Origin of the sequence: Ruegeria marina (assembly GCF_900101475.1) — a bacterium.
Classification (GTDB): Bacteria; Pseudomonadota; Alphaproteobacteria; order Rhodobacterales; family Rhodobacteraceae; genus Ruegeria_B; species Ruegeria_B marina.
In genome coordinates, this window is the sequence record NZ_FMZV01000006.1 from 147,267 (window position 1) to 160,412 (window position 13,146).

Sequence of the window (13,146 nt, forward strand, 5' to 3'; positions counted from 1 at the left end):
AGGAGTTTCGAATGCAGCCTCTGACACCACCGGAACGATGCAGGTCGATGTTGGATCTCAGGTGCGAGATCGACAAGTTCGACAGGCAATTGGTGGAAATGCTTACCCGGCGCGCGGCCTATATTGACCGGGCAGCCGAGTTGAAACCGGACGAGGGGCTGCCGGCCCGTATCCCGGAACGTGTCGAGGCCGTGGTGCAAAACGTGCGTGCCGAATCGCTGCTGACCGGGTTGGACCCGGATTTGGCGGAAAGGCTTTGGCGCATTCTGATTGACTGGTCCATCGCCCGCGAAGAGCGGGTGCTTGGAGCCGCTTGAGGGGCCGAACGGCCCTGTTTCGTTTTAGGGAAAGGGACCAAGGATGGTAGCCAAAGTCATCGATGGAAAGGCCTTTGCGGCCAACGTGCGTGCGCAGGTGGCCGATCATGTCGCCAGTCTGAAAAAGACCAACGGAATCACTCCCGGTCTCGCCGTCGTGCTGGTGGGCGAAGATCCGGCCAGCCAAGTCTATGTCCGTTCCAAGGGCAAGCAAACGGTCGAGGTCGGCATGAATTCCTACGAGCACAAGCTCGATGCGTCGACTTCCGAGGAGGATCTGCTGGCTCTGGTCGACCGGCTCAACAATGATCCGGACGTGCATGGCATCCTGGTTCAATTGCCGCTGCCCAAGCACCTGAACGAGGATCTGGTGATCAACTCCATCGATCCGGCCAAGGATGTGGACGGGTTTCATATCTCTAACGTGGGGCTGCTGGGAACGGGGCAGAAAAGCATGGTGCCCTGTACCCCGCTGGGCTGCCTGATGATGCTGCGCAACCACCACGGTTCGCTCAGCGGTATGGACGCGGTGGTGATTGGCCGGTCGAATATCGTCGGAAAGCCCATGGCCCAGTTGCTGCTGGGGGACAGTTGCACGGTGACCATCGCACATTCGCGCACCAAGGACCTGCCGGATGTCGTGCGTCGAGCCGATATCGTGGTGGCCGCGGTGGGACGCCCCGAAATGGTGCCCGGCGACTGGATCAAGCCGGGCGCGACAGTGATCGACGTGGGCATCAACCGGATCGAGCGAGACGGCAAGAATGTGCTGGTGGGTGACGTACACTACGAAAGCGCCGCGCAGACCGCAGGAGCGATCACACCCGTGCCGGGCGGGGTTGGCCCGATGACCATTGCTTGTCTCCTGGCAAACACCCTGACAGCCTGCTGCCGGGCCAACGGACTGCCCGAACCCGAAGGGTTGACGGCCTGACGGCAATTGCGGACGGCTGATTTCAAGGCGGGGCCACTGCGGCCCCGTCTTTGTTTCGGAAACACCCTGCTCTTGTCGGTTCCCAAAAGACTGAACAATATCCGTATACTAACAGGAGCCAGATCACGCTTACCTGCATCGGTTCCAGAATTTCAAAGGATTTTGGGCGCTGAAGTGCTGCAAGGGTTTGAGGCTTGGGTAACTCTGCTATATGACGTTACTCTGCGTCAATTTTTTCCCAAGCCAATCCGTTCATGTTCGCCAGGATCAGATCTTTTCTCGTCAGCGACAACATAAGCATTCTCGCGCCGTCGCTTCTTTTTCTGTCGCTGCTGGCGACAATCGCCAATCCTTTCGGCGCGACAGGGATGTCCTTTGCCGGCCGCTTGCTGTTCTGGCTTCTGGTTCTGTGCGTGGCAGCGCTGGTTGTCTGCTTTAGCTGCCTGATGGTGGACCGCCATGCAGCGCATGTGCGCCAGGGCATCAGGGATGGCCTGATCGTGGCTGCGATAACGATCCTGTTCACGCCAGCCTTGTGGCTTTTGATCCACTTGATCGCCATGCCTGCACCAGCGGACAGACCAGACGCCTGGAGCATGACGCGCTATGGAACGATTTTCGCCTCGGGCCTCCTGATTGTCCGGCGTGGAATCGCATGGGGCGGTCCGAAGGTCCATGAAACGAATCCGGAACTGCCTCGTATTTACAAGCGACTGCCCGAAGCGTGCTCTGCGCAGATATTGCGCCTGACGGTGCGTGATCATTTCGTGGACGTGATCACGACAGAGGGGGTGCATACCATCCGATTGCGATTTGCCGACGCCATAGACGAAATGCACCCGGTGCGCGGGCATTGCACGCATCGGTCCCATTGGGTGACCGAGGCCGCGATCGAAAGCATCGAACGCAGTGCCGGCAAGATCCAGATCCGGCTGAGCAACGGCGACCTTGTTCCGGTCAGCCGAAAATACCGCCCCACGCTCGAAAAGGCGGAGATCATCTAGCGCCGTTGGAGGTATAGCGGGCAACCCTTAGCGGGGCATCGGCACTGCGCAGGGGCTGGGGCCCGTCAGGATCGCCCGTGCCTCGGAGGCCATCAAGCCTGCCAGCAGCGGGTCGTGGCTGCGCAGGCCGCCAGTGTAGGTGCCGTAGGCGGGCATCACGATCCGCGCGCTGTCCACGAGAAATGCCGGGCGCGAAATCATGCGGCCTCGCAGGCGAAGACTGGCCTTGGGGTGATAGTGCCCGGATATTTCTTCGCTGGCGGCCGGATCGGCAATGTGGCGGAACGTCAGCGGTCCGACCCGGAGATCTTGCAAGTGAGTGCCGCCGATCCCCACCGGTCCCGGATCGTGATTGCCTTCGATCCAGATCCACTTCCGCCCTGCCTGCAGTGTAGCGATGCGCAGACGCGCATCTTCCGGCAGGGCTATTGCGGCTTCGCGGTCATCGAAACTGTCTCCAAGACAGACAACCGTTTCTGGCGCCGTGTGGTTCAGGTCATGCGCCAACCGGTCGAGCGTATCGGCGACCTCGTAGGGCGGCAGTGCCGCGCCGCCACGCCGTGCGATGCGCTCGGATTTGCCGAGGTGCAGGTCGGAAACGCACAAGAGGCGCTGCGCGCGCCACCAGAGCGCGCCTGATCCAAGTGCCGTCAACCGCTGCCCGGCAAAGGTGAAATCGCAACCGTTCATGTTGTGTTCTTTGCGCGTTCGCGCGATCGGTGCAAGCCCCTTCAACCGAGAACCCCTGCCACGGACAGAAGGCGCGCACTTTCCTCGGCCAGCAGACGTTCTTCGGCCGAGCCCTTGACCGGAACCTTGCCCACTTCGAGAAACAGAGGCGCCGCCAAGGGCGTCACCCGGTCAAGCCGCACGAGGTCGATCCTGTCACCCACGCGCGCGATCAATTCTTCGATACGGCCGAAATCGACCAGACCGCGCATGGCCTCTTCTCGGGTGATCCCCAGCATGAGGTGGTCAGGGTCGTATTTCAGCAGGGTATCGTAGAGAATATCGGAACTGAAGGTCGCTTGCCGCCCGGTCTTTCGCTGGCCGCCCTGATTGCGCTCGATAAGCCCGGCGATGGTGGCCGAGGCGCGAAAGGTGCGTTTCATCACCGCATTGCCTGCCAGCCACTGGTCCAGCCCGTCGCGCAGGCTGTCGATGTGAAACAGGGGCGCAGGATCGGCAAGCGCATCCAGCCCCCAGATCAGGATCGCGTAGTCGGTCGCAACAAAACCGAGAGGGTTGAGGCCCATTTCCTCCATCCGTTTCGTCAGCAGAAGGCCCAAAGTCTGCATCGCATTGCGTCCGGCAAACCCGTAGAAGCAGACATGTTCCAGCCCGTCATGCGGAAAGCTCTCGATCAGCAACCGCCCCTGTTCGGGCAGGCGCGAGATTTGCCGTTGCAAGGCCAGCCAGTCGGCCGTGTGGCCGGGCAGTTGTGGCCAGTCCGGTTGCGAGAACATGTTCAGGATCCGCGCGCTCAGTTGCGTTGAGGTCGCGAATTTCGTGCCCATGAAGGTTGCGATCTTTGGTTTCCTGTCAGCGCGGCGAGTGACCTCGACCGTCATGTCCCGCATACCCTCGTAGCGGACGATTTGGCCGCCGATCAGGAATGTGTCTCCCGGAGTCAGAGACGCGGCAAAGCCTTCCTCGATCTCGCCCAGCGGCTTGCCGCCGCGATTGCGCCTTAGGCGGACCTTGAGCGTGTCGGTGTTCTGAATGGTGCCGATGTTCTGGCGGATGCGCTGGGCGCTGCGCGGATCGCGCAGCTGCCAACGCCCATCCGGGCGCTGCAACAGGCGCTGCCAGCGATCATAGGCGCGCAGGGCGTACCCGCCAGTGGCGCAGAAATCGAGGCAGGCGTCGAATTCTGCGCGCGACAGAGCGGCGTAAGGGCCGGCGGTGGTCATCTCGGCAAACAGCACGTCCGCCTGAAAACCCCCGGCACAAGCGGCGATCAGGATGTGCTGGCAGAGCACGTCACGCGGCCCCCTGCCGCGCGGTTCACCATCCAGTTCATGCGCCTTGACCGCTTCGAGCGCGGCCATGCATTCGACCACCTCGAACCGGTTGGCGGGAACCAGCAGCGCCTTGGAGGGCGCGTTATACCTATGATTGGCCCGCCCGATCCGCTGCACCAGCCGCTTGACGTTCTTGGGCGCGCCGATCTGGATCACCAGATCCACATCACCCCAGTCGATACCCAGATCGAGACTGCCCGTACAGACGACAGCGCGCAACTCACCCCGCACCATCGCCGCCTCGACCCGCTCTCGCTGTACCCGGTCCAGGCTGCCGTGGTGGATGCCGATGGGAAGGCCCTCATCATTCGCAAGCCACAGGTTGTGAAAGAAGATCTCGGCCTGGGCGCGGGTGTTGTGAAAGATCAGGGTGGTCTTGTGACGCCGGATCTGATCGAGCACGGCCGGCACGGCATAGGCAGCGCCGCCGCCCGACCACGGCGGCATCTCGGCGGTGTCGAGCATGGAAATGTCGGGGTCTGGTCCCGGATCTGCCAGCAAGATCTCGCAGGGATCGGGGTGCCGGGCCAGGAACCGGGCGATTTCGGCGGGGTCCTCCACCGTGGCGGACAACCCGACCCGGCGCAGATCGGGGCAGAGCGTTTGCAGCCGGGCCAGCGCCAGCATCAGCTGGTCGCCCCGCTTGCTTTCGGCGAGGGCGTGAATTTCGTCGACCACCACTCGTCGCAGCCCGGCAAACATATGCGGCGCGTCCTCGTAGGAAGTCAGCAACGCCAGGCTTTCCGGTGTTGTCAGCAGAATATGCGGCGGGTCGGCACGCTGACGTTTCTTTTGCGTGGCCGAGGTATCGCCGGTCCGGTCCTCGATCCGGATCGGCAGGCCGATGTCCTCGACCGGGGTGCGCAGGTTACGCTTTATGTCTGCGGCCAGCGCCTTGAGCGGCGAGACATAGAGCGTGTGCAGCCCCTGGTGGTTGCCGTCGGCCAGGTCCGCAAGCGAAGGCAGAAAGCCCGCCATGGTCTTGCCGCCGCCCGTCGGCGCGATCAGCAGGGTTGCCGGGGCAGCGGCACGTTCGAACATGGCCCGCTGGTGCGGGTGGATGGACCAGCCCTTGGCGGCGAACCAGTTGGTGATCGGGGCGGGGATTTCCGACATGGCGAGACATTAGCACGGGCCGCGCCGGAGGAAAGGGGCGCAAGGATCCGCGCGTGCCGGTATGGTTTCAGCTGGAGACCGGGCGCGGTTTCAACTTGCGGATTTGGGCCTGTACCGCACCGGGCAGGGTGGTATTCGCCCCCGCCGGGGCGGCATCGAGCGCGCTGGCCACGTCCTTGATCAGAATGCCGATTGTATTGTCCTCGCTCAGACCGTCGCGGGCAAACTCGATACTGTCGAAGTTGCTGGCAAACCAGTTCTGACCCGAACTTGTATGGATGAGGTCAAGTAGCGCCCGTTCGTCCAGACCGGCAGCATCTGCCCAGTCGAGCACCAGGCGCGTCATTGCCGTGTTCGAGGCGGCCAGCAGGTTGTTCAGAACCTTGGCCTGCATACCCGAGCCATAGTCGCCCATGCGGTGGAAATGCTTGCCCATGGCATCGAAAAGCGGTTGCGCCTTGTCGAGATCCGCCGCCGCACCGCCCAGCATGAAGGACAGCCGCGCTTCCTCGGCCGCGACCTGCGCGCCGGACATCGGCGCGTCGATCAGGGTGATATGCGCGGGCACCCGTGCCCGCAGGTCACGAACATAGCGCGGTGACAGGGTGGAGCAGATGATAATACGGGAGAGGCGCTTTGCGTGAACCAGCTTCTGGTCGGTGAACAGCACTTGTTCAGTTTGCGAAATATCGCGAACTACGGTGATCAGTGTTTCCAGGTCTTGCGAAAACAGGGTTGCGTCATTGCTGATACGCTTCTCCATGTTGCCAAATTCGCAAGATGGCCGAACGTCGAACCCAAGGGCATCGAACCCCGCCCGCTGAAGGGCGGCCAGCATGGGCGCGCCCATCCTGCCACAGCCTGCGACGCCGATCATTTGACGATCTTCTCGTCCTTGACGAACATGTTGGCCCAGGCCCGGTCGATCAGTTCCGGGCTCATCTGGTAGGGTATGCCTTCGAACTCGCAGATGGCGATCATCTGGTCGATCAGGAACACCGGTTGATAATTGGCATAGACATTTCCGATGGTTGGATATTTCACCTTCAGCAGGTGCACCAGCGCCTTTTCGTCCAGTGGCATCCCCTTCTTGCGGGCGACCAGGGCGAAGATCTTGAGGAAGTTTTCCTGGCTTGGGCCGTCGATCTTGATCTTGAAGAAGATCCGGCGCAGCGCTGCCTGGTCAAAGATCTCGTTGGGGTGGAAGTTGGTGGAGAAGATCACCAGCGTATCGAAAGGTACTTCGAATTTCTCGCCTGATTGCAGGCCGAGGATGTCCTTGCCCTCTTCCAGTGGCACGATCCAGCGGTTGATGATCGCCTGTGGCGGTTCGGCCTGGCGGCCAAGGTCGTCGATGATGAAGATGCCGCCGGTGGATTTGAGTTGCAACGGCGCCTGATAGGTGCGCGCGGTCGGGTTGTAGACCAGGTCGAGCATCGAGAGCGACAGTTCGCCCCCGGTGATCACGGTTGGGCGTTCACACATGACATAGCGGCTGTCGAACCGGGCGCGCCGCCGCAACTGTGTCGGATCTTCGGGTTCCTGCTCGATCGCGTTATGCACGATCGGGTCATAGACCGTGATGACCTGGCCCGAGTATTCGATGGCGCGCGGTACATAGACCTTGTCCCCCAGCGCGTCCCGGATACCGTTGGAAATCGAGGATTTGCCGTTGCCCGGCGGCCCGTACATCAGAATCGAACGCCCGGCGCTGACGGCCGGGCCGAGGTGATCCAGCAGGCTGTCGGGCAGGACCAGGTGGCCCATTGCCTTGATCAACTGGTCGCGGGTGACCTGTATATTGCGGATGGACTGCCGCTTGACCTGTTCGCGATAGACATCGAGCGGGACAGGCATGGCGCCGAAATATTCCGACTGGCTCAGGGCATCGAGCGCGCGTGCCTTGCCCGCATCGGTCAACTGGTATCCCATCTCGTTGCCGCTGTTGGCGTTGAGCGTTCCCGTCGCCTCGAGCAGTTTCTGGCTGCGTGCCATGTCGACCAGTTCCTGCGCAACCGTTATGGGCAGACAGATCGCTTCGGCAATCTCCGAAACGGTCTCGACGGTCTTGCGAAAGATCGTCTTGAGAAGGATGTCCCGCATCATCACGACGGGGAGCTGCATTTCGGACATCCGTTTCGGGGCAGGAGGCGCCATGACGGCGGTGGCTTGCATGTTCATCGTCGGGACCAGATGCAGTTTTTGTGACATGTCGGCGGCTGGGGCGCTTGCAAGGCAGGCTGGCTCATCAATGTGGCATCACAAGGGCAGCCACGCGAAAGGTTTTGTCTATCCGGTGCCATAGAAGGCGCCGAACCCCAGATAGGCGGCCAGGCTTCCTCCCAGGGCCAGGCCCATGGGGAACTTCTTGCCGGTGGCCCAGCTTTTCCAGTTGGGGGCGATGCGGCGCAAGGGCGTGTGCTTGGCGATGCGGTGCGTGACAAACGCGCCCAGCAAACCGGCGGTCAGAAGTCCGATTGCCAAAACCAAGTCTCCGGTCCAGATAAATGGCGCGGCTGCGGCGGCGAATTTGGCATCGCCCGCGCCAATCGCTCCGCCGGCGTTCAATACGATTCCGATCAGCAGGATCATCGGCAGATGCAGCAGCTGCCAGACGTATGTCGGCAAGGCCATTGGCACAGTCGCTATCCGCCCCGAGGCCCAATTGTCGGTGAAAGGCGGGAACACGAAAAAGCCCACCAAAACAAAGACCAGTGCCAAGGCCGTGACCGCGTGGTTGCGGATCTTCATCTCGCTCAGGTCGGTATAGGCGACATAGAGGCAGATCGGCAGCACAAACGGCAGAAACCAGCGCGCCGCCTCGGCGGGGATCACCATGGGCTTAGCCGGCTTCGAGCGCGCGCAGCGACCTTACCGCGTCCTCGAAATGCTGAGGATGGGTGTCGATGGCTTCACGCAGCAGGGATTTTCCAGTGGTGATATCGCCTTGCTTCACTGCCGAGAGCGCCATCGTGTGCAGCAACTGCGCCCGCTCCGTCTGTGTCATCGGCACGACGGGAAGGGTGTAGTTGCGCTGGGCGCTGCGGGCGAGCACCAGGTTGTTCTTTGCGGTGAACAGGCTGCTGTCCTGGCGAATGGCTTCGCCGAACAGACGTTCGGCTTCGGCAAAATCGCCGCGGGTCAGCTTGGAATACCCCCAGTTGTTCATGACACCACCGGGCCGCGTGGTCAGGCCGACGGCGGTCTCGTAGAACGTATCTGCATTGTTCCACTCGCGGTTCGAGTCCGCGATCATCGCCTCTAACCGGTAGCGATTGAAGGTTTCGTGGGTCGGCGGTACCGAATCCAGCACCTGTTCGGCACGCTCCCACTCGTTATTGCGGATCAGCGCATCCGCATAGTCAACCGAGTCGTCCGGAAGGGCACCGTCCATCTTGACGACCTTGCCCCAGACGGCGACCGCTTCGGTGTTGCGATGCGCGCGCGTCAATGACTTGGCCAGCCCACGCTGCAGGTCGATGCGATCGGAATTGTTGTTGAGGGCGCGTTGAAAATAGTCGACCGCCTCATTCGGGTCTGCAACCGTAAGCATAACGTCGTTGAGATTGGTTTCATCGACGACATTGACGTCCTGAAACGCGCGTTCGACTGTTTCGTCGGCATTCTCCGAACAGGCCGAAAGGGTCAAACTGCCTGCCAGCATGACTGGAATCAGAATATGGTGGCGCATTTTTGCGTCCTTTTGCTGCTCTTGCCCTCGTCACGGTGTCTTGCGGATTACAAAGTCGCCCTGTCCCCGCTGCACCAATTTGAACTCTTCTTGTTTGGGTTCAGTATTAACAACATTTTCCGATTTTGCGAGTGCTATCCGCAAATTGTCCCGGATTGAGTCACTTTCGCCATTGTCCAGTGCATAGGCTTTCTGGAAGACTTGCGTTGCTTCCGGCAACTCGCCCTTTTCCATCAGGAGCACGCCAAGGTTGTTCCAGGCTTCAGGCCAATCCGGCGCCTCGGCAACCGCGCGGCGCAGCAGCGGTTCCGCCTGTCCCAATCGCCCCAGCCCCAGGTTGGCAGTGCCGATACCTGTCAATATTTCGGCTGTCATGCCTTCGTCGAGCGCCGCGCGGGTGAAGCTGTCCAGAGCAAGCTCATACTCTCCGGCAGCCATCAACCTTTGGCCGACTTCCACACCGCTTACCGCGTCTTTGCGATAATCGATGCCGGGCGGGAACGGATTCTCTGACAGAGAAAGATCGTCTTCTTTCGTGCAATTGGCCATCGTCACGATCATGACGATGGCCATGGCTGCGAGGTGGTACATCGGTGTGGGTCGTCTCACACCCGGATTTTTCATCTTGTCAGTTACTCATGTTGCCCAGGTCCATGATACCTTTTGCCGAAGGGCCGACGAGGATGATCAGCAGCGGCGGGACCGTCAGCATCATTGTGGCGAGGGTCATTTTGGTTGGCAACTTGTTTGCGGCCTCTTCGGCGCGCATCACGCGCTTGTCGCGCATTTCGCCGGCATAGACCCTCAGCGCTTCGGCAATCGATGTGCCGAATTGTGACGACTGGATCATCACCGTCACGAAGGAGGAAACGTCGATAACACCACAGCGTGTGCCCATGTCGCGCAGGACCTTGTCCTTTTCCTTGCCTGCTTTCATCTCATAGGCAACGATCTCGAACTCGTCTGCCAGGTCAGGGTAGGAGGCGCGCAGTTCTCGGGCGACACGAACGATGGATTGATCCAGCGACTGACCGGCCTCGACGCAGACCAGCATCATGTCGAGCGCGTCGGGGAAGGCCCGGGTAATGTTCTCCTTGCGGGTATCGACCCGTCGGGTGATCCAGTACTTGGGCAGGAAGTAGCCCACGGCCCCAGGACCAAGGACACGGATCAACATGGCCTGCGCGTCGTAGTTCTGATCGCCGTTGATCACGGTTACGTAAAGGACTCCCAGCAGAAGGCCAACAAGGCCCAACGCCATCTGCGCGAAATGGAAGAACCGGACCGCATCCTTTGACTGGTACCCCGCCTGCCGCAGCTTGAGCTGCATCGCAGACAATTCCTCAGCGTCCTGAGGTTCAAGAAAGTTGGCAAACCGTTGCAGTTGTTCGTTTCGGCCGGCCTGCCGCAACTGTTCCTTCTTGGATTTCGCCGGCTTCTTGGGGTTCTGGTCCCGTTTCAGTTTCTTGAGCGGGTCTTCGGGCTGGTTCAGCATCATCGGGATGGTGATCAGGATCATGAAAAGACCCAGCACCCCCACCGCGATGAGCGGCCCGAATTCGCCAAGATTGGCGGTGAGAAAATCGTTGACCGTCTTCAGCAGTTCCATTGCGATCTCCTCAAACCTTGATGTTGGTCAGCATGCGCATGACGAACAGGTTGGCGGTGAGCAGGATACCCACGACAAAGCAGGCGGGGATGAACAGCTCGTGGTCCTGAACGCCGTCATAATATCCGGGGTCGTTGATCAAGATCACCATCAGCGCCACCAGCGGGAAGGCTGACAGGAACTTTCCGGACCATTGCGCCTCGGCGGTGATGGCCTTGACCCTCCGGAACAGGCGGAACCGGGCGCGGATAACCTTGGCCAGGCCCGCAAGGACTTCGGCAAGGTTGCCGCCCGATTGCTGCTGGATGGTCACGGCGACCGATAGAAAGCGCAAGTCCTGCATGTCGAGTCGCTCGGCCATTTCCTTCAGCGCCTCGCCGATCTCGCGGCCATAGGCGGCTTCGTCCGCGATGATGCCGAATTCGGTGGCGATCGGATCCTCGGATTCCTTGGCGACGATCTGGATGGCCGACACGAAGGGATGCCCCACCCGCAAGGAGCGGACCATGAGTTCCACGGCGTCCGGCAGTTGCTCTTCGATCATGCTGAGGCGCTTCTTCGCCTTTTGGTTCACCCAGATGTAGACCGCACCGATGCCGATCGCGACCGAGATTGCGGCGCGGATCTTGACCTCGGTCTGGGTGCCGACGCTGAGACCGACAAAGGCGATGCCGGCCAGCAGCACCATGATCATGATCAGCTGTTGCGGGGTAAAGGCGATCGCGGCCTTCTGCGCCTTTTCGGCAAGCAGGGAGTAGAGCGGGATCGACTTGGATTTCATGTGCTGCTGCATCTCCTTGCGGAGTTGCTCCAGCACCTGTTCGCGACCGGCGCCCTTGTCGAGCATTTCCAGCCGGCGGTTCACCCGGCTGTTCAGGCTGATGGATTTGCCAAAGGCCACCAGGTAGATGCCCTCGACCAGGACAAGGACCCCAACAAAGATCAGGCCGTAGATAATCGGTTCGGCGCTTAGTTCCATGATCCGTTTCCTTACATCGTGGTCGGTTCGTAGATCGACGGCGGCAGGTCATAGCCCCACATGCGGAACCGTTCCGAGAAATGGCTGCGCACGCCGGTGGCCGTGAAATGACCGATGATCTTGTTGTCGGGGGTCAGGCCCACCCGCTGATAGCGAAAGATTTCCTGCATCGAGATCACGTCGCCTTCCATCCCGGTTATCTCGGTGATCGACGTCATGCGCCGACTGCCGTCCTGTAGGCGACTGGCCTGAACGATCAGGTTGACGGCGCTGGCGATCTGGCTCCGCACGGCCTTGATCGGCATTTCGATCCCGGCCATGGCGATCATGTTTTCCAGTCGGCTTACCCCGTCTCGGGCGCTGTTGGCGTGGATCGTCGTCATCGACCCGTCGTGGCCGGTGTTCATCGCCTGCAACATGTCGATGACTTCCTCGCCGCGGGTTTCACCCACGATGATGCGGTCGGGGCGCATCCGCAGGGCGTTCTTCAGACAGTCCCGCGGCGAGACCTCGCCCTTGCCTTCGACGTTCGGCGGACGGCTTTCCATCCGGCCCACATGGGTCTGTTGCAGCTGGAGTTCTGCGGTATCCTCGATGGTCAGGATCCGTTCGGAATTGTCGATGAAGCTCGACAGGGCGTTGAGCGTGGTCGTCTTGCCCGAACCGGTACCGCCCGACACGATGATGTTGAGCCGGGTCGCGACCGCAGCTTGCAGATAGGCGGCCATCTCTTCGGTGAAGGCGCCGAACTTCACAAGATCGTCGATGCCCAGCTTGTCCTTCTTGAATTTCCGGATCGATACCAGCGAGCCATCGACCGCGATCGGCGGCACCATCGCGTTGAAACGCGACCCGTCGGCCAGGCGGGCGTCAACATAGGGGTTCGATTCATCGACACGGCGGCCCACGGCGGAAACGATCTTGTCGATGATCCGCAGCAGGTGCTTTTCATCCTTGAAGGTGATGTCGGTCATTTGAAGCTTGCCCGCGCGTTCGACAAAGATCTGGTGCGGGCCGTTGACCAGGATGTCGTTGACCGTCTCGTCCTGAAGCAGGGTTTCGAGCGGGCCAAGCCCAGTGACCTCGTCGTAGAGTTCCTTGTTGAGCTGTGCACGGTCTTCACGGTTCAGAACGATGCCCTTTGTTTCGAGCATCTCGCTTGTGATGGACGTGATTTCCGACCGCAGCTCGGCCTCCGAGGCATGTTCAAGCGCCGCGAGGTTGAGGTTTTCCAGAAGGTCGCGATGTAGCTCGATCTTGATCTCGCTCATCCGCTCCTTGCGCTTGCGGTCGCGGTCCTGGGGCTGGGCCTCGGCCGCCGCCTTTGCCATCGGTTTGCGCAAGCTGGTGATCGGTTTGGCGTCGGCCTTTCCGGGGTGCGACTCGATCTTGGGTGCAACCACTGCGGCGATCGGTTGTGCCTTGTCTGTCTTTTTGTATCTGGAAAACACGTTCGAGCCCCTCGTCTGATG

At 60.9% G+C, this 13,146-nt stretch carries 13 protein-coding genes; 3 read left to right on the forward strand and 10 right to left on the reverse strand.

What is annotated here, in order from left to right; genetic code table 11:
* Positions 1-11: 11 nt before the first annotated feature.
* The 3 genes from BLT75_RS10775 (at position 12) to BLT75_RS10785 (ending at position 2,255) form a co-directional block, all read left to right on the forward strand.
* The gene (locus BLT75_RS10775; protein ID WP_093030908.1) at positions 12-317 is read left to right on the forward strand and encodes a chorismate mutase; all 306 of its coding nucleotides are present in this window, start codon (positions 12-14) and stop codon (positions 315-317) included.
* A 43-nt stretch (positions 318-360) separates the two neighbouring features.
* Positions 361-1,251, forward strand: coding sequence for a bifunctional methylenetetrahydrofolate dehydrogenase/methenyltetrahydrofolate cyclohydrolase FolD (gene folD, locus BLT75_RS10780; protein WP_093030911.1), 891 nt, complete (start codon positions 361-363; stop codon positions 1,249-1,251).
* 254 nt (positions 1,252-1,505) lie between these two features.
* Positions 1,506-2,255, forward strand: a complete 750-nt coding sequence (locus BLT75_RS10785; RefSeq protein WP_093030914.1) for a LytTR family DNA-binding domain-containing protein — start codon at positions 1,506-1,508, stop codon at positions 2,253-2,255.
* A 27-nt stretch (positions 2,256-2,282) separates the two neighbouring features.
* On the opposite strand, the gene pdeM is transcribed toward BLT75_RS10785, so the two are convergent.
* From pdeM to BLT75_RS10835, 10 genes are all read right to left on the reverse strand, one after another.
* Positions 2,283-2,945: a ligase-associated DNA damage response endonuclease PdeM gene (pdeM, locus tag BLT75_RS10790; RefSeq protein ID WP_093031165.1), complete on the reverse strand. Its 663-nt coding sequence runs from the start codon at positions 2,943-2,945 to the stop codon at positions 2,283-2,285.
* A gap of 41 nt (positions 2,946-2,986) precedes the next feature.
* Positions 2,987-5,395: a ligase-associated DNA damage response DEXH box helicase gene (locus BLT75_RS10795; RefSeq protein WP_093030917.1), complete on the reverse strand. Its 2,409-nt coding sequence runs from the start codon at positions 5,393-5,395 to the stop codon at positions 2,987-2,989.
* Between the two features lie 67 nt (positions 5,396-5,462).
* A complete protein-coding gene (locus BLT75_RS10800) occupies positions 5,463-6,272 on the reverse strand; it encodes an NAD(P)-dependent oxidoreductase (RefSeq protein WP_093030920.1) in 810 nt (269 codons plus the stop codon).
* The gene (locus BLT75_RS10805; RefSeq protein WP_093031169.1) at positions 6,269-7,576 is read right to left on the reverse strand and encodes an ATPase; all 1,308 of its coding nucleotides are present in this window, start codon (positions 7,574-7,576) and stop codon (positions 6,269-6,271) included. The genes BLT75_RS10800 and BLT75_RS10805 overlap by 4 nt, the downstream gene beginning before the upstream one ends.
* A 108-nt stretch (positions 7,577-7,684) precedes the next feature.
* A complete protein-coding gene (locus BLT75_RS10810) occupies positions 7,685-8,233 on the reverse strand; it encodes a prepilin peptidase (protein ID WP_093030923.1) in 549 nt (182 codons plus the stop codon).
* 4 nt (positions 8,234-8,237) lie between these two features.
* Complete coding sequence (locus tag BLT75_RS10815) at positions 8,238-9,086, reverse strand: tetratricopeptide repeat protein (RefSeq protein ID WP_093030926.1); 849 nt, start codon at positions 9,084-9,086, stop codon at positions 8,238-8,240.
* Between the two features lie 30 nt (positions 9,087-9,116).
* Positions 9,117-9,677, reverse strand: coding sequence for a tetratricopeptide repeat protein (locus tag BLT75_RS10820; RefSeq protein ID WP_245706480.1), 561 nt, complete (start codon positions 9,675-9,677; stop codon positions 9,117-9,119).
* A 37-nt stretch (positions 9,678-9,714) separates the two neighbouring features.
* On the reverse strand, positions 9,715-10,695 hold the full coding sequence (locus tag BLT75_RS10825; RefSeq protein ID WP_093030932.1) for a type II secretion system F family protein: 981 nt from the start codon (positions 10,693-10,695) through the stop codon (positions 9,715-9,717).
* Positions 10,696-10,705: 10 nt separating this feature from the next.
* Positions 10,706-11,674, reverse strand: a complete 969-nt coding sequence (locus BLT75_RS10830; RefSeq protein ID WP_093030935.1) for a type II secretion system F family protein — start codon at positions 11,672-11,674, stop codon at positions 10,706-10,708.
* 11 nt (positions 11,675-11,685) lie between these two features.
* The gene (locus BLT75_RS10835; RefSeq protein ID WP_093030938.1) at positions 11,686-13,125 is read right to left on the reverse strand and encodes a TadA family conjugal transfer-associated ATPase; all 1,440 of its coding nucleotides are present in this window, start codon (positions 13,123-13,125) and stop codon (positions 11,686-11,688) included.
* Positions 13,126-13,146: the final 21 nt, after the last annotated feature.

Coding starts and splice junctions, on each gene's coding strand:
- BLT75_RS10825 (WP_093030932.1), bottom strand. CDS start 10,695: ATGGAACTGCTGAAGACGGTCAACGATTTTCTCACCGCCAATCTTGGC.
- BLT75_RS10775 (WP_093030908.1), top strand. CDS start 12: ATGCAGCCTCTGACACCACCGGAACGATGCAGGTCGATGTTGGATCTC.
- BLT75_RS10800 (WP_093030920.1), bottom strand. CDS start 6,272: ATGATCGGCGTCGCAGGCTGTGGCAGGATGGGCGCGCCCATGCTGGCC.
- BLT75_RS10810 (WP_093030923.1), bottom strand. CDS start 8,233: ATGGTGATCCCCGCCGAGGCGGCGCGCTGGTTTCTGCCGTTTGTGCTG.
- BLT75_RS10805 (WP_093031169.1), bottom strand. CDS start 7,576: ATGAACATGCAAGCCACCGCCGTCATGGCGCCTCCTGCCCCGAAACGG.
- BLT75_RS10795 (WP_093030917.1), bottom strand. CDS start 5,395: ATGTCGGAAATCCCCGCCCCGATCACCAACTGGTTCGCCGCCAAGGGC.
- BLT75_RS10785 (WP_093030914.1), top strand. CDS start 1,506: ATGTTCGCCAGGATCAGATCTTTTCTCGTCAGCGACAACATAAGCATT.
- BLT75_RS10815 (WP_093030926.1), bottom strand. CDS start 9,086: ATGCGCCACCATATTCTGATTCCAGTCATGCTGGCAGGCAGTTTGACC.
- folD (WP_093030911.1), top strand. CDS start 361: ATGGTAGCCAAAGTCATCGATGGAAAGGCCTTTGCGGCCAACGTGCGT.
- BLT75_RS10830 (WP_093030935.1), bottom strand. CDS start 11,674: ATGGAACTAAGCGCCGAACCGATTATCTACGGCCTGATCTTTGTTGGG.
- pdeM (WP_093031165.1), bottom strand. CDS start 2,945: ATGAACGGTTGCGATTTCACCTTTGCCGGGCAGCGGTTGACGGCACTT.
- BLT75_RS10820 (WP_245706480.1), bottom strand. CDS start 9,677: ATGTACCACCTCGCAGCCATGGCCATCGTCATGATCGTGACGATGGCC.